17 protein-coding genes and 1 pseudogene are annotated in these 21521 nt (G+C 70.2%); 8 read left to right on the top strand and 10 right to left on the bottom strand.

The genetic code is table 11. The features are described from left to right. Window positions 1–6: 6 nt before the first annotated feature. Genes ACE3T5_RS04675 through ACE3T5_RS04665 form a run of 3 tightly spaced genes read right to left on the bottom strand, consistent with a single transcriptional unit; the run spans window position 7 to window position 3310 of the window. Window positions 7–756 (bottom strand): SDR family NAD(P)-dependent oxidoreductase, encoded by a 750-nt coding sequence (locus ACE3T5_RS04675; protein WP_374664971.1) that lies wholly within the window; start codon window positions 754–756, stop codon window positions 7–9. After that, complete coding sequence (locus tag ACE3T5_RS04670; protein ID WP_374664969.1) at window positions 753–1499, bottom strand: SDR family oxidoreductase; 747 nt, start codon at window positions 1497–1499, stop codon at window positions 753–755. The genes ACE3T5_RS04675 and ACE3T5_RS04670 overlap by 4 nt, the downstream gene beginning before the upstream one ends. Beyond that, a complete protein-coding gene (locus tag ACE3T5_RS04665; protein ID WP_374664967.1) occupies window positions 1496–3310 on the bottom strand; it encodes a 7TM diverse intracellular signaling domain-containing protein in 1815 nt (604 codons plus the stop codon). The genes ACE3T5_RS04670 and ACE3T5_RS04665 overlap by 4 nt, the downstream gene beginning before the upstream one ends. A gap of 63 nt (window positions 3311–3373) precedes the next feature. Between ACE3T5_RS04665 and ACE3T5_RS04660 the strand changes: the two genes are divergently transcribed. The 6 genes and pseudogenes from ACE3T5_RS04660 (at window position 3374) to ACE3T5_RS04635 (ending at window position 9882) form a co-directional block, all read left to right on the top strand. After that, entirely contained in the window at window positions 3374–4090 is a 717-nt protein-coding gene (locus ACE3T5_RS04660) for a FadR/GntR family transcriptional regulator (RefSeq protein ID WP_374664965.1), read from the top strand. 29 nt (window positions 4091–4119) lie between these two features. Beyond that, the gene (locus ACE3T5_RS04655) at window positions 4120–5103 is read left to right on the top strand and encodes a sialic acid TRAP transporter substrate-binding protein SiaP (protein ID WP_374664963.1); all 984 of its coding nucleotides are present in this window, start codon (window positions 4120–4122) and stop codon (window positions 5101–5103) included. 188 nt (window positions 5104–5291) lie between these two features. Beyond that, on the top strand, window positions 5292–5867 hold the full coding sequence (locus ACE3T5_RS04650) for a TRAP transporter small permease (protein ID WP_374664961.1): 576 nt from the start codon (window positions 5292–5294) through the stop codon (window positions 5865–5867). A gap of 10 nt (window positions 5868–5877) precedes the next feature. Continuing rightward, window positions 5878–7273, top strand: a pseudogene (locus ACE3T5_RS04645) (TRAP transporter large permease). A gap of 15 nt (window positions 7274–7288) precedes the next feature. Continuing rightward, complete coding sequence (locus ACE3T5_RS04640) at window positions 7289–8815, top strand: UxaA family hydrolase (RefSeq protein WP_374664959.1); 1527 nt, start codon at window positions 7289–7291, stop codon at window positions 8813–8815. 5 nt (window positions 8816–8820) lie between these two features. Continuing rightward, window positions 8821–9882, top strand: a complete 1062-nt coding sequence (locus tag ACE3T5_RS04635) for a malate/lactate/ureidoglycolate dehydrogenase (RefSeq protein WP_374664957.1) — start codon at window positions 8821–8823, stop codon at window positions 9880–9882. Between the two features lie 14 nt (window positions 9883–9896). On the opposite strand, the gene pdeM is transcribed toward ACE3T5_RS04635, so the two are convergent. From pdeM to ACE3T5_RS04600, 7 genes are all read right to left on the bottom strand, one after another. Next, on the bottom strand, window positions 9897–10556 hold the full coding sequence (gene pdeM / locus ACE3T5_RS04630; RefSeq protein WP_374664955.1) for a ligase-associated DNA damage response endonuclease PdeM: 660 nt from the start codon (window positions 10554–10556) through the stop codon (window positions 9897–9899). Between the two features lie 33 nt (window positions 10557–10589). Next, on the bottom strand, window positions 10590–11231 hold the full coding sequence (gene slmA, locus ACE3T5_RS04625; protein WP_374664953.1) for a nucleoid occlusion factor SlmA: 642 nt from the start codon (window positions 11229–11231) through the stop codon (window positions 10590–10592). Window positions 11232–11343: 112 nt separating this feature from the next. After that, window positions 11344–12711, bottom strand: a complete 1368-nt coding sequence (locus ACE3T5_RS04620; protein ID WP_374665023.1) for an ATP-binding protein — start codon at window positions 12709–12711, stop codon at window positions 11344–11346. Window positions 12712–12761: 50 nt separating this feature from the next. Beyond that, window positions 12762–13463, bottom strand: a complete 702-nt coding sequence (locus tag ACE3T5_RS04615; RefSeq protein ID WP_374664950.1) for a response regulator — start codon at window positions 13461–13463, stop codon at window positions 12762–12764. Between the two features lie 111 nt (window positions 13464–13574). Further along, window positions 13575–14465: an acetylglutamate kinase gene (gene argB / locus ACE3T5_RS04610; RefSeq protein ID WP_374664948.1), complete on the bottom strand. Its 891-nt coding sequence runs from the start codon at window positions 14463–14465 to the stop codon at window positions 13575–13577. Window positions 14466–14535: 70 nt separating this feature from the next. Continuing rightward, entirely contained in the window at window positions 14536–15639 is a 1104-nt protein-coding gene (locus tag ACE3T5_RS04605) for a glycosyltransferase family 4 protein (protein ID WP_374664946.1), read from the bottom strand. A 19-nt stretch (window positions 15640–15658) separates the two neighbouring features. Next, on the bottom strand, window positions 15659–16357 hold the full coding sequence (locus tag ACE3T5_RS04600; protein ID WP_374664944.1) for a glycosyltransferase family 2 protein: 699 nt from the start codon (window positions 16355–16357) through the stop codon (window positions 15659–15661). A 138-nt stretch (window positions 16358–16495) separates the two neighbouring features. Between ACE3T5_RS04600 and rfbB the strand changes: the two genes are divergently transcribed. Next, window positions 16496–17578, top strand: coding sequence for a dTDP-glucose 4,6-dehydratase (gene rfbB / locus ACE3T5_RS04595; RefSeq protein ID WP_374664942.1), 1083 nt, complete (start codon window positions 16496–16498; stop codon window positions 17576–17578). 58 nt (window positions 17579–17636) lie between these two features. Further along, the gene (locus ACE3T5_RS04590; protein ID WP_374664940.1) at window positions 17637–21512 is read left to right on the top strand and encodes a methyltransferase domain-containing protein; all 3876 of its coding nucleotides are present in this window, start codon (window positions 17637–17639) and stop codon (window positions 21510–21512) included. Window positions 21513–21521 lie beyond the last annotated feature (9 nt).

Here is a 21521-nt window from a genome sequence, read left to right as displayed (position 1 = left end):
AGTGGATCAGTAGGTGGAGCGGCCGCCCGAGAGATCGAACACGGCGCCGGTGGAGAACGAGCATTCCTCGGTGCAGAGCCACGCGACGAGCGCGGCCACTTCCTCGGGCGTGCCGAAGCGGCCCATCGGGATCTTGGAGAGCATGAACGCGATGTGCTCGGGCGACATCTGGTCGAAGATGGCCGTCTTCACCGCGGCCGGCGTGACGCAGTTGACGCGCACGCCCGTGTCGGCGAGTTCCTTGCCGAGCGACTTGGTGAGCGCCATCACCGCTGCCTTGCTGGCACTGTACGCGCTGGCGTTGGGATTGCCGTCCTTGCCGGCGACGGAGGCGATGTTGACGATGCGGCCGTAGTTGGCGGTGCGCATCACCGGCACCACCTCGCGGCAGCAGAGGAACAGGCCGTTCAGGTTGACCTCCATGACCTGCCGCCAGGCATCGACGGGATAGTCCCACAGCTTCGCGTTGGGGCCGGTGATGCCGGCGCTGTTGACGAGCGCGTCGATGCGCCCGGCGATGGCCAGCGTCTGCTGCACGGCGCGCGCCACCTGCTGGTCGTCGCACACGTCCACGGTGACGGCGCTGACGCCGGTGCCCGGCAGGCGCTCGGCAGCCTGCGACACCGTCGCGTCGTCGCGGTCCCACAGGGTGACCGTGCCACCCGATGCGATCAGGCGCTCGGCGATGGCGTAGCCCAGGCCGGTGGCGCCACCGGTGACCACCGCGTGGCGGCCCTTGAAATCGAGCTGGTTCAAATCGTGATCCCTCCATCCACCGCGAACGCCTGGCCGGTCGCGAACACCGACTCCTCGCTCGCCAGGTACACCACCAGCGGCGCGATCTCCTCCGCCGTGGCGAGACGCCCCATGGGCTGCCGCGCGATGAAGGCCTTGCGCGCGGCCACGGGATCGTCATGCGCGTTGATGCGATCCTGCAGCGAGGGCGTGTCCACCGTGCCGGGGCAGATGGCGTTGCAGCGGATGCCCTGGCCCACGAAATCCGCCGCCACGCTCTTGGTGAGGCCGATCACCGCGGCCTTGCTGGCGCCGTAGATGAACCGGTTGGGCAGGCCCTTGATGCTGCTGCAGACACTCGCCATGTTGATGATGCTGCCACGGCCGCGGCCCTCGTCGTTGGCCAGCATGCGCGGCAGCACGGCCTGGATGGTCCAGAACTGCGCGCGCGCGTTGAGCTGGAAAGCGAACTCCCAGTCGGCGTCGCTCGCCTGCAGCACGGTGCCGTTGTGCACGAAGCCCGCGCAGTTGAACAGCACGTCCACGCGCGGCATGACCTGCACGACGCGGGCGATCGCGGCCTTGTCCAGCACATCCAGCGGCACCGCCCGCACGCCGGCCACGCCGTCATAGCCATCCAGCAGCTTCGGGTTGACATCGGTGGCCCACACCTCGGCGCCCTCGGCGGCCATGGCCAGCACGCAGGCGCGGCCGATGCCCTGGCCGGCCGCCGTGACCAGCGCCGTCTTTCCAGCAAGTCTCATGATTTTCTCTCCAGCAGGTTGTGGGCCGCCTCGCCGCCATCGGCGGGGCCGTCCGGGTCGTCCAGGGCCATGGCCACGGTGGCATCGGCCTCCAGGAATCGGATCGTGCGGCGGCTGCGCTGCGACATGGCATCGAGCAGTTCGCCGAGACGCACCGCCACGCCGGCGCCGCTGTCGGTCTGCTCGCGCAGCACGCAGGCCGCGATGTGGAATCGAAAGGGCGGCTCGCTCGCAGGCGGGGCCGGCTGGCGCAGGCCCGAGGCCACGATGCGCTGCGCCAGGGCCAGCACCGAGTCACGCCGGCCGTGGCCTTCAAGAAGGAGCGCGAAGCGCCCGTCGCCGTGCCGCGCGACCGTATCCACGTCGTTGACGATGCCGCGCAGCTTGATCGCGCTGCGCAGCAGGGCGCGCTCGGCCGCGGTGGCGCCGAGTGACTGGCGCAGCGCAGGGAGGTTGGCCAGCTCCACCAGCAGCAAGGCCACGTTGTCGCCATGCGCGCGGGCGCGCCGCACCGCGTTGTCCAGCCGGTCCTGGAACAGCGGCTCGGTCAGCAGGCCGGTCAGCGGGTCATGCGTCACCAATGACTTCGTGCGGATCTGCAGGTGATGGCGGCCGCGCGTACGCAGGTGCAGCGCCGCCAGCAGCAGCGGCCCCTGCAGCAGCATCGACAGCATCAGCAGGCTCTGCGTATCCCAGTCCGCCGGCACCCAGCCGTTCACCCGCAGCAGCACCATCACCACGGCCACGCTGGGCGGCTGGTAGGCGCCCAGCAGCCAGTGGCCCACCGGGTCGCCGCGGCGGCCGGCATGACGAGCCATCAGCACGTTGAGCACGATGCCGAGCACGAAATAAGCCGTGATGAACAGCACGCTGAGCGAGCGATCCATCACGCCATGGGCCACGGCCAGCACAAGCCCGATCGCGCCCACGCCGGCGGTGAACCGGGCGAGGCGCGCGTGGTGCGCGGTCACGCCGCTGACCTCGCGCACGACGATGAGGATGAGCGCGGCCGACAGCAGCGCGAGCGAGCCATTGGCCGCGTCGGCCCAGCGGCCGGCGGCGGGCCAGATCAGATGCCCGGCAATGCCGCTGTAGGTGGCGACGGACAGGCCCATCACCAGCACCTGCAGGGCGTACCAGGCGTAGGCGCGGTCGCGGTAGGCGACGCCGAGGCTGGCGCAGGCGATGGAGAGCAGCAGCAGCACGCCCATCAGCAGGCCGATCAGCACGTAGTCGCGCCCGAGCTGCTGGTCATGCGCGGCCTCGCTGATGAAGCGCACCGGCAGGGAGAACGGCCGCGCGTGCCGGATCTCCAGCAGCACCGCGCCATCCGGCCCGCCGGGCACGAGTCGGAAGGACGGGTAGCGGCCAGGCTCCGTCCAGTTGTCCACCGGAACGGTGTCGCCGGCCCACTGGCGGACCCAGGCTCCGCCAGCGTCGCGCTGATGGAAGGTGACGTCGTCCAGTTGAGGCAACGGGATCTCGATGCGCCAGGGCGAATCGACATTCGCCTGCGGCGGGACGGGATAGCGAAGCCACAGCACACCGCCGGGGCCGAGGGTGTAGGTGGTCCAGGCACCGCCCGCAGGCCGCAGCGACACGCGCCCGCCGACGATGTCATCCGCCGTCACGCGGCCGGTGGGATCGACATGCTCCAGTGCCGGCGCGGCTGTGCTGGCCGAGACGCCGAGCGGCAAGCCCAGCAGCAGCACCTGGATCAGGACATGGATGCACCTGCACAGCCAGTGGCGCCCCCCGCGCACGGTGGCCAGCAGCCCCATGCAGGGTTTCGCCGAATGTCGGATCACCATCGCCATGGCATTCTAGATTGGTCTGACCACTTGGCCACTCAGCAGCAACCCTAGCCCCGCCCCATGCCCCTGCAGACCGTCGAACCGCAGCGCCTCTACCGGCAGATCGCCGAGCAGCTGCGCGCGCTCATCGGCAGCGGCGAGTTCCCGCCCGGCAGCCGGCTGCCGGCCGAGCGGGACCTGGCCAAGCAGCTCGGCGTGAGCCGCCCCTCGGTGCGCGAGGCCCTGATCGCGCTGGAGGTCGAAGGCTGGGTGGAGGTGCGCACCGGCTCGGGCGTCTACGTGCTGCAGCGCGTGCCCGCGGCGCAGGCGGCGCGGGCCGAGGTGCCCGCCACCGAGTGGGGCCCGCTGGAGCTGCTGCGGGCCCGCCGCGTGGTGGAGGGCGAGATCGCGGCCCTCGCCGCCCAGCATGGCAAGCGCCGGCAGGTGGATGCGATCGCGGCGGCCATCACCTGCATGCATGCGGATGCCGACGCCGGCGTGCAGCCCCGCGCCGGCGACCGCGCCTTCCATGTGGCCGTGGCCGAGGCCGCCGGCAACGTGGTGCTGCTGGAGACGGTGCAGACCTTTTGGGACGCCCGCCGCGGGCCGCTGTTCGAGCGGCTGGGCGACCACTTCGAGAGCGTGCCCTCGTGGCGCAAGGCCGTGGCCGAGCATGAGCAGGTGTACGAGGCGATCCGCGCGCACGATGCCGCGGCCGCACGTGAGGCCATGCAGCACCACCTGGACCGCGCCCATTCCCGTTTCAGCGCGAGCTGGCGCCGCGCCAACAGTTCCTGACGCCAGCAATCAACCAAGGAGACATCGCCATGCGCAAACGCCTCACCCTCCAACTGGTCGCCGCCTGCACGCTGGTGGCCGCCGCCGCGCTGCCGGGCCTGGCCCAGGCACAGACCAAGCTGAAGTGGGCCCACGTCTACGAGACCTCGGAGCCGTACCACAAGTGGTCGGTCTGGGCCGCCGAGGAGTTCAAGAAGAAGACCAACGGCAAGTACGAGATCCAGGTCTTCCCCGCTTCCAGCCTCGGCAAGGAAAGCGACATCAACCAGGGCCTGCAGCTCGGCACGGTGGACATCATCCTCACCGGCGCCTCGTTCGCCTCCAACTCGTTCCCGCGCCTGGCGGTGAGCTACTACCCGTTCACGTTCCGCGATGCGGATCACGTCATCAAGTACGGCAAGAGCGACATCTTCAAGGAACTGACCGAGGGCTACAAGAAGGCCACCGGCAACACCGTGACGGCGCTCACCTACTACGGGGCGCGCCACGCCACCAGCAACAAGCTGTTCACCAACTGCGACCAGATGAAGGGCCTGAAGATGCGGGTGCCGGATTCGCCGGCGTATACCGCGCTGCCGCGTGCCTGCGGCGCGAACCCGACGCCCATCGCCTTCGCCGAGGTCTACCTGGCGCTGCAGAACGGCACCGTGGACGCGCAGGAGAACCCGCTGCCCACCATCGAGGCCAAGAAGTTCTTCGAGGTGCAGAAGAACATCATCCTCACCGGCCACATCTCCGACGCGCTGCTCACCGTGGTCTCGCCCAGCCTGATGGGCAAGCTGACCCCGGCCGAGCAGAAGCTGCTGGCCGACATCACGCAGGAGGCCGCGGTCAACGCCACCAACGACATCCGCAAGCGCGAGGGTGAACTGGTGGACGAGTTCAAGAAGAAGGGCATCAACGTGGTCACGGTGGACCGCAACGACTTCCAGCAGCGCGTGCTGAAGGCGATCACCTTCGAGTCGATGAAGCTCGACAAGAAGGATTGGGACCGGATCATCGCGATCAAGTAGGCCCACCCCGTTGACGGCTCGCGCCGTCATCCCCCTCAAGGGGCGACACCAGCGGCCCGGCCAAGCCGGTTCCGCGAGGACTTGAACCACCCCGTTGACGGCTTGCGCCGTCATCCCCCTCAAGGGGCGACACCAGCGGCCCGGCAAAGCCGGTTCCGCGGTGCCCCCCGGATGGAGCCAGGAGTTTCATGAGCACGCAATCCATTGACGACATGCCCCATGTGATGGGCGACGACGGGGAGTTCCACGCGCAGGACGAGGCGGTGGATCTGTCGGGCACCATCGCCGAGGCCTGGGTGGCGCTGGGCTTCTTCTGGGTGCTGGGGGGCGTGGTGTTCTACCAGTTCTTCACCCGCTACGTGCTGAACAACTCCGCCGCCTGGACGGAGGAGATCGCGCGCTACCTGCTGATCGCGGTGGTGTTCACCGGCGCCACCATCGGCGTGGCCCGCAACAACCACATCCAGGTCGACTTCTTCTATCGCTACATGCCGGCGCGCATGGGCCGCGTGATGGCCACCGTGGTGGACGTGCTGCGCATCGGCTTCTTCGCCATGGCCAGCGTGCTGACGCTGATGATGATGCAGAAGCTGGGCAACAACTCCCGCATGACCATGGTGGACCTGCCCATGAACTGGGTCTACGGCATCTGCCTGGCCGGCTTCATCGCCATGACCTTCCGCTCCGCGCTGGTCGCGCGGCGCCACTGGCAGCGCGGCTACAGCGTGCTGGAGCGCCCGATGACCGAGATCACCGACAACTGACGCCCGCCCGATGCTCAAGATCCTGTTCCTGCTGCTCATGAGCGGCGGCATTCCGGTGGCCGTGGCCATGGCCGGCTCCGCCCTGATCTACATCCTGTGGAGCGGCAACCTGCCGCCCTTCGTGGTGATCCACCGCATGGTCAGCGGCATCGACAGCTTTCCGCTGCTGGCCGTGCCCTTCTTCATCCTCGCCGGCAACCTGATGAACAACGCCGGCATCACCAACAGGATCTACAACTACGCGCTGGCCCTGGTGGGGTGGCTCAAGGGCGGCCTGGGCCACGTGAACGTGGTGGGCTCGGTGGTGTTCGCGGGCATGAGCGGCACCGCCATCGCCGACGCCGCCGGCCTGGGCACCATCGAGATCAAGGCGATGAAGGACCACGGCTACGACACCGAGTTCGCGGTCGGTGTCACGGCAGCCTCGGCCACGCTGGGCCCCATCATCCCGCCCAGCCTGCCGTTCGTGATCTACGGCATGATGGCCAACGTGAGCGTGGGCGCGCTGTTCCTCGCCGGCATCCTGCCGGGGGTCATCATGGCGGGCCTGATGATGCTCACCGTGGCCTACTTCGCCCACAAGAACAACTGGGGCGGGGACATCAAGTTCGAGTGGCCGCGCGTGCTGAAGGCGCTGGCCGAGACGGCGGTCGTGATCTGCTGGCCGCTGGCACTTTGGCTGCTGATCACCCACGCGGGCCTGCCGCCCACGGCGACGGTGGTGGCCGGCGCGGTGCTGCTGTTCGTTGCCGACAAGGTCTTCCGCTTCCAGGCCGTGCTGCCGATCATGACGCCCGTGCTGCTGATCGGCGGCATGACCACCGGCATCTTCACCCCCACCGAAGGCGCCATCGCGGCCTGCCTGTGGGCCATGGCGCTGGGCTTTGCGTGGTATCGCACGCTCACCTGGAAGATGTTCATCAAGGTCTGCCTGGACACGGTGGAGACCACGGCCACGGTGCTGTTCATCGTGGCGGCGGCCAGCATCTTCGGCTGGATGCTCACCGCCACCGGCGTCACCGCCGCCATCTCGGCCTGGGTGCTGTCGTTCACCAAGGAAGCCTGGGTCTTCCTGCTGCTGGCCAACCTGCTGATGCTGTTCGTGGGCTGCTTCCTGGAGCCCACGGCCGCCATCACCATCCTCGTGCCGATCCTGGTGCCGATCTGCCAGCAGCTGGGCATCGACCTCGTGCACTTCGGCCTGGTGATGGTGCTCAACCTCATGATCGGCCTGCTGCACCCCCCCCATGGGCATGGTGCTGTTCGTGCTGGCGCGGGTCGCAAAGCTCTCGGTGGAGCGAACGACGGTGGCCATCCTGCCCTGGCTGGTGCCACTGCTGCTGTCGCTGGCGCTCATCACCTACCTGCCCGGCCCGGTGCTGTGGCTGCCGAAGCTCTTCTACTGATCCGATCCGCCATTCATGACCCCCTTCATCCGACTCCATCCCGCCGACGACGTGGTGATCGCGCGCAGCCAGCTCGTGGGCGGCGCGCTCGCCGAGCACGTGACTGTCAAGGGCCTGGTGCCGCCGGGCCACAAGGTCGCCATGCGCGACATCGCCACCGGCGAGCCCGTGCGCCGCTACAACCAGATCATCGGCTTCGCCAGCCGCCCCATCGCCGCAGGCGAGCATGTGCACACGCACAACCTCGACATCGGCGCGGAGGGCGGCGCCTTCGCGCGCGACTACGCCTTCGGCGCCGACGTGAAGCCGCCTGTGCCACGACGGCAGGCCACCTTCATGGGCATCCGCCGGCCCGATGGCCGCGTGGCCACGCGCAACTACATCGGCATTCTCTCCAGCGTGAATTGCTCGGCCACCGCCGCGCGCGCCATCGCCGACCACTTCTCGCGGCAGACGAATCCGGCCGCGCTGGCCGACTTCCCGAACGTGGATGGCGTGGTGGCGCTCACCCATGGCACCGGCTGCGGCATGGACACCGAAGGCCTGGGCATGCAGCTGCTGGAGCGCACGCTGGCTGGCTACGCCACCCACGCCAACTTCGCCGGTGTGCTGGTGGTGGGCCTGGGCTGCGAGGCGAACCAGATCAACGCCTGGCTCGCCCACAGCAGCCTGCGCGAGGGCGACTCGCTGCGCGTCTTCAACATCCAGGACACGGGCGGCACGCGCCGCACGGTGGAGAAGGGCATCGCCCTGGTGCGCGAGATGCTGCCGCGCGCGAACGCGGTGAAGCGGGAGCCCTGCGACGCCTCGCACATCACCATCGGCCTGCAGTGTGGCGGCTCCGACGGCTACTCGGGCATCAGCGCCAATCCGGCGCTGGGCGCCGCGGTCGACCTGCTGGTGGCCCACGGCGGCACGGCCATCCTGTCGGAAACGCCGGAGATCTATGGCGCCGAGCACCTGCTCACGCGTCGCGCGGTGACGCGCGAGGTGGGCGAGAAGCTGATCGCGCGCATCCGCTGGTGGGAGCACTACACAAAGATCAACGAAGGCGAGATGAACAACAACCCCTCGCCCGGCAACAAGGCGGGTGGCCTGACCACCATCCTCGAGAAGTCGCTCGGCGCGGTGGCCAAGGGCGGCACGACCAACCTGGAAGCCGTGTACGAGTACGCGGAGGCCGTCGCCGCGAAGGGCTTCGTCTACATGGACACGCCGGGCTACGACCCGGTGTCGGCCACCGGCCAGGTGGCCGGCGGCGCCAACCTGATCTGCTTCACCACCGGGCGCGGATCCGCCTATGGCTGCGCCCCTGCGCCCTCCCTCAAGCTGGCCACGAACACCGCCCTCTGGCAGCGGCAGGAGGAGGACATGGACATCAACTGCGGCGAGATCGTCGACGGACAGGCCTCCGTGGCGGAGATGGGCGAGCGCATCTTCCGCCTGGTGCTGGCCACGGCCTCGGGCGAAGCCACCAAGAGCGAACGGCATGGCTACGGGCAGAACGAGTTCGTGCCCTGGCAGGTCGGCGCAGTGATGTAGTCGCCATGGCACGCCTCATTCCCGCCGCCGACCTGCGCGGCAGCATCGCCTCCATCCTCGCCGCCGCAGGCAGCAGCGCGACCGAGGCCGCCCAGGTCGCCGACAACCTGGTGCTGGCCAACCTGAGCGGCCACGACTCCCACGGCGTGGGCATGGCGCCGCGCTACGTGGATGCCGTGCAGGAGGGTGGCCTGCACCCCAATGCCACCGCGCGGGTGGTGCTCGACACCGGCGCCCTGCTGTCGATGGACGGCCAGCGGGGCTACGGCCAGGTGGTCGGGGTACAGGCAATGTCGCTCGCGATGGACCGCGCCGAAACCCATGGCAGCTGTATCCTGGCGCTGGCCCAGGCCCACCACCTCGGGCGCATCGGCCACTTTGCCGAGCTTGCGGTGGCCCGCGGCCTGGTCGCCATCCACTTCGTCAACGTGTTGTCCCGGCCCGTGGTGGCCCCGTGGGGCGGTGGCGACGGCCGCTTCGGCACCAACCCGTTCTGCGTGGGCGTGCCGCTGGCGGACCGCGAGCCTTTCGTGCTGGACTTCGCCACCAGCCGCGTGGCGCAGGGCAAGATGCGCGTCGCCCACAACGAGGGGCGCCAGGTGGAGCCCGGCTACCTGATCGACGCCCAGGGCCGGCCGACGACCGACCCCGGGGTGGTGGTGGTGCCGCAGCCGCCCGAAGGCCTGTTCGGCGCCCTGCTCCCGTTCGGCGAACACAAGGGCTACGGCATGGCGCTGGCTTGCGAGCTGCTGGGGGGCGCGCTCACCGGCGGCGGTACCTGGCACCGGCCGGCGGACGCGTCACGGGCGGTGCTGAACGGCATGCTCACGATCGTGATCGATCCCGCGCGGCTTGGGACGCAGGCGGCCTTCGAGGCCGAGGCGCTGGCCTTCATCGACTGGTTGCGCCAGAGCCCCTCGCCAGAGCCGGGCGGCGTGCGCATCGCCGGCGAGCCCGAGCGCGAGGCGCGCGCACGGCGTGAACGCGAGGGCATCCGCCTGGACGACCAGACCTGGGCCGAGATCGTGGCGGCCGGCCGTCGCGTCGGCGTGCGGCTGGACCACTGAGCAGGTGCCGGCGGTCAGCCCGCCGGCACCGCGCGCACCTGGTCCCCCGCGATGGCGTAGACCCTGTCGCCCGGACGCCGGTCGATCGGATGCATGCCGGTGAAGGCACCGAACGCGGGCAGGACCCCCACCGCGACGGCGCCCTCGCGCAGCCAGAAGCACGGCAGGCGCAGGCGCTCATGGCCGCGCCCCATCAGGTGGACACAGGGGTGCCAGTGACCAGCCAGCACGTAGGCACCCTCCACCGGCGCGGGATGGTGGCACAGCGCGAAGGGCCCCAGCGGCAGCGGCTCGTCCACCACCTCGATGCCCAGCGCCGCAGGCGGATCGCCGGCGCGGTCGTCATGGTTGCCGCGCACCAGCGTCAAGGCCAGGTCGCGGTGTCCGGCGCGCCAGGTGGCCAGCGCGGCCTGCGTGCCCGTGGCATGGGACCGCGCCGAGTGCAGGAAGTCACCGAGGAACACGACCCGACGCGCGCCCGTGGCGGCCAGCACCGCGTCGAGCCGGGACACGGTGTCGAGCGTGGTACCGCGCGGCACCGGCACGCCCAGCCGGCGAAAGCTCACCGCCTTGCCGAAGTGGGCGTCGGCCACCAGCACGGTGTGCCATTCGGGGAGGTGGAGCGCGCCGCAAGCGTGCAGCTCGGCGCGCGTGCCGGCCAGGTCGATCTGCATGGACGCTGCCGGCCGGCGCCGGCCCCGCGCGGCTCAGAGCACGCGCGCGAGGCTCGCCTCCAGGTGCTCGGACGGCATGCGCTTGAAGCCCGACCGGGCGAAGCGCTGCAGGCGCCCGACGATGAAGGCGGTGAGCACCGAGGCGCGCACCTGCGCCTCCACCGTCGGGGTGGCCGATGCGTCCGCCGCGGGGCGCAGGCTCTGCCGCAGGGAGGCCTCGATCTTGTCGAAGAACTGGTTCATGCGCTGCTGCAGGCGCTCGTTCTCGAACACCAGCGCATCGCCGACCATCACGCGCGTCATGCCCGGGTTCTTCTCGGCGAACTGCACCAGCATGGTGGCGATGCGGGCGGCCTGCGTGGGCCCATCGGGCTCGCGTTCGGTGATCTGGTTGATGAGGGTGAAGACCGTCTGCTCGATGAACTCGATCAGGCCTTCGAACATCTGCGCCTTGCTGGCGAAGTGGCGATACAGCGCGGCCTCGCTCACATCGAGCCGGGCCGCCAGGGCCGCCGTGGTGATGCGCTCGGCGCCCGGCTGCTCCAGCATGGTGGCCAGCGCCTGCAGGATCTGGACCCGGCGTTCGCCCGGCTTGGGCCGCTTGCGCACCGTGGCGGGTGCGTCACCGCCGCCACTGGGAGGTGTCTCGGAGGCTTCGAGCTCGGCGTGGGACATGGGCTGACAGGGGCAGTGTGCAATTGATTTTCGCACACGGCGCTTGGGGGTTTCCCCCGTGGCGGCGCGGCACGGTTGCAGCCAGCACGCAAGCTGCCGGCCAAGTGCGCGCTTACCCCGGGAACACCAGCGTGACCCGGAGGCCGCGTCCGCCGGTGCCGGCCTGCAGTTGCAGGTGGCTGTGATGCACCCGCGCGATCTCCTCGGCGATCGCCAGGCCCAGGCCGTTGCCCTCGCCCTCGGTGCCCTGCACCCGGTAGAAGCGCTCCAGGATACGCGGCAGTTCCTCGGGCGCGACACCGGGGCCGTCGTCCTCCACCTCGACGAAGGCCTGTCCCTGCCGCAGGCCGCACCGGATGGTGACCGTGCCGCCCAGGCGGGTGTACTTGACCGCGTTGTCCACCAGGTTCGAGAGCATCTCGCGCAGCAGCCACTCATGCCCCATCACCTGCGCCGGCCCGGCATCGAGCCCGAAGTCGATGTGCCGCGCCGAGGCGGCGTCCAGGTGGGTCTGCAGCATGTCCTCGCACAGGTCCTTGAGGTCCACGCGCTGCACCGGCTGCGGCTGCATGCTGCGCGCATCGGCGCGCGACAGCGCCAGCAGCTGGTTCGCCAGCTGCGAGGTGCGCCGCGTCGCATTGCGCAGCTTGCGCACCTGGTCCACCGGCAACTGCAGGTGGCCTTGCCCGCCGGTGGCCTGCGCCGCCTGGGCCCAGGCCTCCACCTGCGCCTGCAGCCCGGCCAGCGGCGTGCGCAGCTGGTGGGCGGCGTCGGCCACGAACCGCCGCTGGCTCTCGGCCTGCGCATTGACGAGGACGAACAGGCGGTTCAGCGAATCGACCAGCGGGCGCACCTCCTCCGGCGAGGCCGAGACATCGAGCGCGCTCAGGTCGCGCGGCGAGCGGCGCTCCACCGCGTCCTTCAGGTCCAGCAGCGGCTTGAGCGCGCGCTCCACGGCCCAGCGCACCGCGAAGGCGGCGGCGGCAATCAGCACCAGGTTGGGCAGCAGCACCTTGAACAGCACCGACCGCGTCCACTGCTGGCGCGGGTCGGATCCGTCGGCCACCGCGAGCACCGTGTCGCCCAGCACGGTGGGCTGCCGCTGGCGCACGATGCGCCAGGTGGCGCCCTCGTGCTCCTCGCTGTGGAACTCGGGCTCGCTGCCCCCGGGCGGCAGGCCAGCCAGCCAGGGCAGGCCGGCAAGCAGCTTGCCGTCGGCGTCGAGCACGGCGAAGCCGGCGCTGTCGGGCCGGTCGTTCAGGAACTCCTCCAGCGGCGGCGCCAGCAGCAGCAGGGGCCGGCCCACGTTCTCGCCGATGACCGAATCCGCCAGCAGGGGGAGCAGGGCGAGCAGCCGCTGGTCCTGCTGGATGGCCACGTTGTCGGCCGAGCGGTAGTCGAACCAGGCGTTGAGGACGGCCAGGCCGATCAGCGGCGCGATCAGCATCACCAGCAGGCGCCGGCGCAGGCCGGATGTCATGCCCAGCACGCCGCCGGGCCGTCGGCGGCCGGCGGGCACCGGGGCGGACTTCACTCCCCTTCGGCCGAGCGCAGCTCGAGCCGGTAGCCGAAGCCGCGGATCGACCGCAGCGCCACGCCGTGCGGCTCCAGCTTGCCGCGCAGGCGCGAGATGTAGACCTCCACCGCGTTGGGCGTGATTTCCTTGTCCCAGCCGGTCAGCGCCTGCAGCAGCTTCTCCTTGCTGGCGGGCTTGGGCGCGTGGATCAGCAGGTACTCCATCACCGTCCACTCGCGCGGGCCCAGCTCGATGGGCACCGCCTGGCCGTTCTTCTGCGCGCTGGCGCGGCGGTTCGCGGTGTCCAGCTCGATCGGGCCGAAGCTCAGCACCGCCGAAGTGGCGGCCTGCGAGCGTCGCAGCAGCGCGCGCAGGCGGGCCAGCAGCTCGGGCAGCTCGAACGGCTTGATCATGTAGTCGTCGGCACCCAGGTCCAGGCCCTGCACGCGGTCATGCAGCGCATCGCGCGCGGTGAGGATCAGCACCGGCATGTTCTGGCTGGGCATGTCCGGGCGGCGAAGGCGGCGGGTGAGCTCCAGGCCGTCCATGTTGGGCAGGCCGATGTCGATGATCGCGGCGTCGAAGGGCTCGGTGCGCAGCACCTCCTCGGCGCGCTCGCCGCTGCCCACCCAGTCGACCGCGTAGCCCGCGTTGGCCAGCCCCAGCTTGATGCCGCTGGCCACCATCACGTCGTCCTCGACCAACAAGAGTCTCATGTCAACTTCGCCCGGAAGCCTTCGCGGGGGCGACCGCGGAACCGGCTTTGCCGGGCCGCTGGTTGCGCCCCCTTGAGTGGGAGGCGCCGAAGGCGCTTCGGGGGTGGGACATCAGTGCGAACGGATCATGGTGCCGTAGGCCTGGTCGGACAGGATCTCCAGCAGCATGGCGTGCGGCACGCGACCGTCGATGATGTGCACCGCGTTCACGCCGCTCTTGGCGGCGTCGAGCGCGCCGCTGATCTTGGGCAGCATGCCACCGGAGATGGTGCCGTCGGCGAACAGTTCGTCGATCTCGCGCGCAGAGAGATCCGTCAGCAGCTTGCCCGACTTGTCCAGCACGCCGGGCGTGTTGGTGAGCAGCACGAGCTTCTCGGCGCGCAGCACGGTGGCCAGCTTGCTGGCGACGACATCGGCGTTGATGTTGTAGCTCTCGTTGGCCTCGCCGAAGCCGATCGGGCTGACCACGGGGATGAACTGGTCGTCCTGCAGCGCCTTCACGACCGAAGGATCGATCTGCACGATGTCGCCCACCTGGCCGACGTCGTGCTCCTTGGTCGGGTCCTTGGCGTCCACCATCTTCAGCTTGCGCGCCCGGATCAGGCCGCCGTCGCGGCCGGTCAGGCCCACGGCCTTGCCGCCGGCCTGGTGGATCAGGCCCACGATGTCCTGCTGCACCTCGCCGGCCAGCACCCACTCGACCACTTCCATGGTCTCGGCGTCGGTGACACGCATGCCCTGGATGAACTCGCCCTTCTTGCCCAGGCGGTTGAGCGCGGTCTCGATCTGCGGGCCGCCGCCGTGCACCACCACCGGGTTGATGCCGACCAGCTTGAGCAGCACGACGTCTTCCGCGAAGTCGGCCTGCAGCTCCGGATCGGTCATGGCGTTGCCGCCGTACTTGATGACCATGGTCTTGCCGTGGTACTTGCGGATGTACGGCAGGGCCTGGGCGAGGATCTCGGCCTTGTCGCGCGGGGCGATCCGGGAAACGTCGGTCATGGCGGGCGGGCGTGCGTATCGGGGAGTCGCGATTTTGCCCCAAGCGCGCGACCGCGCCGGGCGCGCCGGCTCAGCGCCGCACCCAGCGCTGCAGCTTGAAGCGCACGATGCTGGAGTACGACCAGACGTACACGACGATGAAGGCCACGATGCACAGCAGCAGCAGGCCCGTCTGGTTCCAGAACAGCACGGCCGGCAGCACCGTGAGCAGCGTGAAGCCCCAGAGATAGGGCGAGGTGCGGTTGTTGCGCATCAGCACGCGACGGGCTTCGTCGTCGTGGAAGACGCCGCGCACGAGGCGCCGGTAGATCAGCTGGTGCAGGTGCAGCGCATCGGCCATGGCGGGCGACTGGCCCCGGACCACCTTGCGGTAAATGGAGAACAGGGTCTCCTGGATCGGGTAGAGCATCAGCAGCACCGGGAACCAGGGGGACACCTGGGCATGGCGCGCCACCAGCATCAGGGACAACGTCGAGATGACCGCGCCCCACAGGTAGGCGCCGCCGTCACCGGCGAAGATCAGCCCGCGCGGGTAGTTCCAGGCCAGGAAACCGGCCGTGGCACCCGCCAGCGCCAGCGCGATGCCCGCGAGCTGCCGGTCACCGACCTTGAAGGCCACATAGGCCAGCGCCATGCAGCAGATCAGCGCCACCGTGCCAGCGAGACCGTTGTACCCGTCGATCAGGTTGTAGGCGTGCGGCAGGCCGCCGATGGCCAGGATGGCGAGCCCCATGCCGATCCAGGGATATGCGAGGAACCAGTTGTCGACAACGGGGATGCCGGCACGACCGAAACTGAGGTCGAGCGCGAAGACGGCGATGCCACCGGCGATGAGCGTGAGCAGCAGTCGCCAGCGCGCGGCCAGACGCTGCGTCAGGTCCTCGATGATGCCGGCTGCCGCGGGCACGAGCGTCACCAGCCACAGCCGCAGGGCCAGGTCGGGGTCGATGTGCACCGGCGCCGGCCACCCGTACATCGCTGCGCCGGCCAGCCAGCCCCAGCACAGGGAACAGGCCGCGAACATCGCCGCGCCGCCCAGGCGCGGCACATGACCCACGTGGAAGCGCTGGGGCATGGTCTCCGCGTAGGCCATGGCATGGCGCCGGGCCCTTCGGATCAACAGACCCGTCAGCACGAAGGACAGCGCAGCGCAGACGAGCAGCAGGATCAGCATGCGGAGACGCGGGGATTGACTACTTGGCCTGGCTGGAGGCCGCCGGCTGATGCCGCACCCGCGCCAGGAACTCGCGATACGACCCCAACCCCCAGAGCCGGAACAGGCTGCGAATGTGCCAGACCATGGGCCGGCCGGGACGTCGGCTGGCCCAGGAGGCATCGTGGACGGCCCGCGTGCCGGCGCGCGCCAGCGTCCAGCCGGCCAGTTGCAGCCGGAAGCAGAACTCGGCGTCCTCGCAGTACATGAAGAAGCCTTCGTCGAAGCCGCCCAGGGTGCGCCAGACCGTCGCGGGCACCATCCAGAACGCACCGCTCACCCAGTCGATGCGCTGCGAGGACACGTGGAGCAGATGGCGCCGCAGCAGCGACGCAGGTGTCAGCACCTCGCGCTCGTTCTGCTGGCGGCTGCCGTCGGGGTTGAACAGCTCGGGATAGGCGCAGCCCACGCCCGGCTGGCGCGCGGATTCGAGCAGGCGCGCGAGGGTAACCTCCTCCACCAGTTCGACATCCGGGTTGACGATGCAGAAGAAGTCGGTCTGGCAGTGCGCGAAGGCCCGGTTGTGGTTGCTGCCGAAGCCCCGCGGGTCTTCATTGAAGACTTCGGTGAAGGCAAAGGGCCAGCCGCCGTCCGGCGAGCGCACGGGCTCGGCCGGAAGATTGTGGGTGAGGATGACTCGCGACACCAGGACCGCGCTGGCGCCACAGAGCTGTTGCATCAGCCGGGCGACATGGTCCTCATGCCCGTGACTCACGATCGATACCGTGACGGGTCGATCCAGGGTCATCGGAGGGCTCGTGAAGGGAGCACTTACAATCTGGGCTGTCAAAAAAGCGTAATTAGAACAGGTTCTCCCATGATTCTAGTGACCGGCGGTTGCGGGTTCATCGGCTCGGCCTTCGTGCTGCAGTGGCTGGCCGAGGCCGGCGAGCCGGTCGTGAATCTGGATCTGCTCACGTACGCGGGGCATCCGGGCAACCTGGCGTCGCTGGCGGACGACCCGCGCTACGTGTTCGTGCGCGGCGACATCGGTGACACGGCGCTGGTGTCCGATCTGCTGCGGCGCCATCGTCCGCGCGCCATCGTGCACTTCGCGGCCGAGAGCCACGTCGACCGCTCGATCTCCGGCCCGCTCGCCTTCGCGCAGACGAACGTGGTGGGAACGCTACAGTTGCTGCAGGCCGCGCTCGAACACTGGCGCGCGCTGCCGGCTGCGGAGGCCGCGGCCTTCCGCTTCCTGCACGTCTCCACCGACGAGGTATTCGGCTCGCTCGGCCCGGGCGACGCCGCCTTCACCGAGCAGCACCGCTACGAGCCGAACAGCCCTTACTCGGCGTCCAAGGCGGCCTCGGATCATTTCGTGCGGGCCTACCACCATACCTACGGCCTGCCCACGCTCACCACCAACTGCTCCAACAACTACGGCCCGCGCCAGTTCCCGGAGAAGCTGATTCCGCTGGTGATCCGCAATGCGCTGCGCGGCGAGCCGCTGCCGGTCTACGGCGACGGTCAGCAGGTCCGCGACTGGCTGCACGTGGACGACCACTGCAGCGCCCTGCGCGCGGTGCTGGCACGCGGCGCACCGGGGGCCACCTACAACATCGGCGGCCGTTCCGAGCGCGCCAACCTGCAGGTGGTCCACACGATCTGCGCCACGCTCGACCGCCTTCGTCCGCGCGCGGATGGCCGCGCCTACGCCGAGCTCGTGACGCACGTGCGCGACCGCCCTGGTCATGATCGCCGTTACGCGATCGACGACAGCCGCATCGCCGGCGAGCTGGCCTGGAAGCCGGCCGTGCCGTTCGAGGAGGGTATCGACCGCACCGTGCAGTGGTACCTGGACCACGCGGACTGGGTCGAGTCGGTCACCAGCGGTGCCTACCGCCAGTGGATCGCGCAGCAATACGGCGCACCGGCCGAAGCGGCATCCGCCGCCTGAGCGGCCGGTTGCCGACCGGCCCCGTTCCCGGGCTTCGGGCCCCTCCGATCCAGCGACCATGACAGAGTCCTCACGGCCCCGCCACGTGTACCTGCGACAGATCGACCAGGGTGAACGCACGTCCTTGTCGCTGCTGGCCGGGCTGGTGCCGGCCGGCGCGACCGTGCTTGATCTCGGCACCGGCAGCGGCGCGCTCGGCGCCCACCTCAGTGCCCACGGCGGCTGCGTCGTCGATGGCGTCACCATCAGCGCGGAAGAGGCTGCCCTGGCCACCACCGGCTACCGCCGCCTGGTGGTCGCGGACCTGGAGGACCCCAACGCCCTGGCGGTCTTCTCGGGCCAGCGCTATGACCGCATCGTCTGCGCCGACGTCCTGGAGCACCTGCGCGAGCCGGAGCAGACGCTCCAGGCGTGCCGCGCGCTGCTGGCGCCGGGCGGCAGCCTGCTCATCTCGGTGCCGAACGCCGGCTACTGCGGCCTGGTGGCGGACCTGCTGCAGGGCGACTTCCGCTACCGCAAGGAAGGCCTGCTCGATCGCACGCACCTGCGCTTCTTCACCCGCCGCAGCCTGCTCGAGACGCTGGCCGGCCAGGGCTACGGCGTGCGCGCGCTGCACACGGTGGAGCGACCACTCAACGAATCCGAGTTCCACACCCGGTTCGACGATCTGCCGCCGGCCGTGGCCCGCTACCTGCTGGCCACCCCCGATGCCGGCACCTACCAGCTGATTGCGCAGGCCGAGCCCGATGTCGGGCATGCGCCCGGCGTGGAACGCGCGACTGGCGACACGGCTGTCGCGCTGTTCACCGCGCAGCTCTACTGGGCCGGCGAGCAAGGCTACGCCGAGGCGCAGAAGATCACCGTCGCCGGTCGCGTCGGAACAGAGCGGCAGACCCTGCGCTTCGCGGTGCCGGCCGATGCCACGCGACTGCGGCTCGATCCGGCGGATCGCCCCGGGTTCCTGCATCTGCACGGCATGCGCGTGCTGGCAGGCGCGGACGAGCGCTGGCGCTGGACACCCGATGACGCTGGCCTTCGTACGCTGGAGGCCTGCACGCACCAGCAGATGACGTGGCGGGCCGGCTGGCCGGCGGCGGCCGGCCTGGTGCTGCTGCTGGGCGACGATCCGTGGGTGGAGCTGCCGGTGCCGCACGAGGTGCTGGCAGGTGCGCATGGCGCGGCCACGCTGGAAGTGGATCTCGGCTGGCCGATGTCGGCCGACTATCTGGCGCTGGCAGGCCTGATGCGCCCGCTGGCAGATGATGCAGGCCATCTGCGCGCAGAGGCCCATGCCGTGCGAGCTGCCCTGCAGGGCGAGCAACGCCGAGCGGCGCACGCCGAGGCCCGGCTGGCGGATGCGCAGCAGGAGCTGAGCCGGTTGTCTAGCCAGTTCGATGCATCGTCTGCGCTGGCCGCGGCGCGCGAGGCCGAGCTCACCGAGACGCAGCACCGCATGACGACCCAGGCGCGCGAAGTCGACGACCTGCGCCGCCGCCAGGGGGAGCTGTCGCTGGACGTGCGGCAGCTCACGCAGGAGCGACTCGGCCTGCAACGCGAGCTGGGCGAATCGCGCCAGCAGTTCCAGCAGCTCGCCGACCACCTGCGCTGGATCGAGAACTCCACCGTCTTCCGCGCCACGCGGCCGCTGGTGCACGCCAAGATGGCGCTGGACCGCCTGCTCGGGCGCGCGGCCGCGCCGCAACCAGCGCCGCTGCCGCCGGCTGAGCGGCGCATCGAGCCGACGGAAGCCACGGTGGACGTCATCGTGCCGGTCTACCGAGGCCTGGACGACACGCGCTGCTGCATCGAATCGGTGATCGCGAGCCAGTGCCGCACGCCCTGGCGGGTGGTCGTCATCAACGACTGCAGTCCGGAGCCGGAAGTGACGCAATGGCTGCGCGACACCGCCGCGCGCGAGCCGCGCATGCTGCTGCTGGAAAACGAGCAGAACCTGGGCTTCGTGGGCACGGTCAACCGCGGCATGTCGGTCAGCGACCGCCATGACGTGGTGCTCCTCAACAGCGATGCCGAAGTCGCGAACGACTGGCTGGACCGCATCCGTGCCGCGGCCTACCGCGATGCCCGGGTGGCGTCGGTCACGCCCTTCTCGAACAACGCGACGATCTGCAGCTACCCGAAGTTCTGCGAGGCCAACGAGCTGCCCCCGGGCTGGGACACCGCCCGCCTCGACCGCGTGTTTGCCGAGGCGAACGCCGGGCAGGCGGTGGACGTGCCCACGGGTGTGGGCTTCTGCATGTACATCCGCCGCGACTGCCTGCGCGAGGTCGGCCTGTTCGACGTCGAGCAGTTCGGCAAGGGCTATGGCGAGGAGAACGACTTCTGCCGGCGCGCCGCGGACGCCGGCTGGCGCAACCTGCACGCGCTCGACTGCTTCGTGCGCCATGCCGGCGGCGTGAGCTTCGGCGCCAGCAAGAGCCAGCGCGAGCTGGACGCGATGGAGAAGCTGCGCCGCCTGCACCCCACCTATGAGCCGATCGTGATGGCCTATGTGGCGCAGGATCCGGCGCGCGTGGCGCGCCTGCGGGCGGACATCCAGCGCGTGGCCACGAGCGGCCTGCCGGTGGTGCTGGCGGTGCTGCACAACCGCGGTGGCGGCACGCAGCGGCACGCCAGCGAACTGGCCCGGCACTTCCAGGGGCGAGCGATCTTCTTCTCCCTTTCGCCGGCGGCCGGTGGCGCGGTGTGGCTGGAGCGGCTGGAGGACGGTGCCGCGTTCCGGCTGGCGTTCCAGCTTCCGCAGGACTGGGACCGTCTGCTCGACGCCCTGCGCGGACTCGGCGTGGGCCATGTGCACTACCACCACGTCATCGGCCATGCCGATCGCATTCTCGGCCTGGCACGCGAGCTGGGGGTGTCCTGGGACTTCACGGCGCACGACTACTACCCGATGTGCCCCGCCATCTCGCTCACCGGCACGGATGACCGCTACTGCGGCGAGGACGGCAGCGGCCGCTGCAAGGGCTGCGCGCGGCAGGCTCCCGGTGGCGATCTCGCGGGCTGGCGGCAGCGCCATGGCGAGTTCCTCGGCGCCGCGCGTGCGGTACTGGCGCCCAGCCGCGACACAGCGCTGCGCTATGCACGCATGTGGCCGGCGCTGCGCCTGCACGTGGCGCCGCACACCGACATCACGCCTGAAGCGTTGCCCACACCGCACGTCAAGCCGCTGCAAGCGGGCACGCCGCTGCGGGTCGCCGTCCTGGGCGGGCTCTCGCGCATCAAGGGCGCGGATGTGCTCGAAGCCGTCGCGGAACGCGCAGCCAGGCAGGGCGCGCCACTGGAGTTCCACCTCATTGGCCATGGCTACCGCAGCCTGCGCACGCAGCCGCAGGCCGCCCTCACCGTGCATGGCGCCTACCAGGAGGAAGATCTGCCCCGCCTGCTGGAATGGCTGCAGCCGCACCTGGTGTGGTTCCCGGCGCAGTGGCCGGAAACCTACAGCTACACCTTGAGTGCTTGCCTGCAGGCCGGCCTGCCGGTGCTGGCGCCCGATCTCGGCGCGTTTCCCGAGCGCCTGGCCGGCCGCGCCTGGAGCTGGGTCGTGCCATGGAACCTGCCGGCGGCGGAGATGGTGGGCGAGCTGGCGCGCATCCGCGAGGCGCATTTCGTCGCGGGCGTGGCGCCGCCGCCACCCGCCACGTCCGCCGCTGCAGGTGCGGCCGAGCCACCAAGCTGGTCGCACGACCTGGATTACCTGCGTGGTGTGGCGGCGCGCCCCGTCACCGGACTGGCGGTGGACCTGCTCGCGGCTTCGCGCCCCGAGCCCGTGGCCGGCATCGACGTGCCGCGGCAGCCCCTCAAGCGCGTGGCCATGGCCGGCGTGCAGGCCTTGCGGCGCAGCGCCGCGCTGGCTTGGGTCGCGCGCCTGGTGCCCGCCCAGGTGCAGCGGCGCGTGAAGGACTGGCTGCTCGCCTGAGCGAGGCCC

This window comes from Ramlibacter sp., from assembly GCF_041916345.1.
In the GTDB taxonomy this organism is placed as follows: domain Bacteria; phylum Pseudomonadota; class Gammaproteobacteria; order Burkholderiales; family Burkholderiaceae_C; genus Ramlibacter.
Note: the sequence above shows the minus strand (reverse complement) of the source record. Positions and strands in the feature narration are given on the sequence as shown.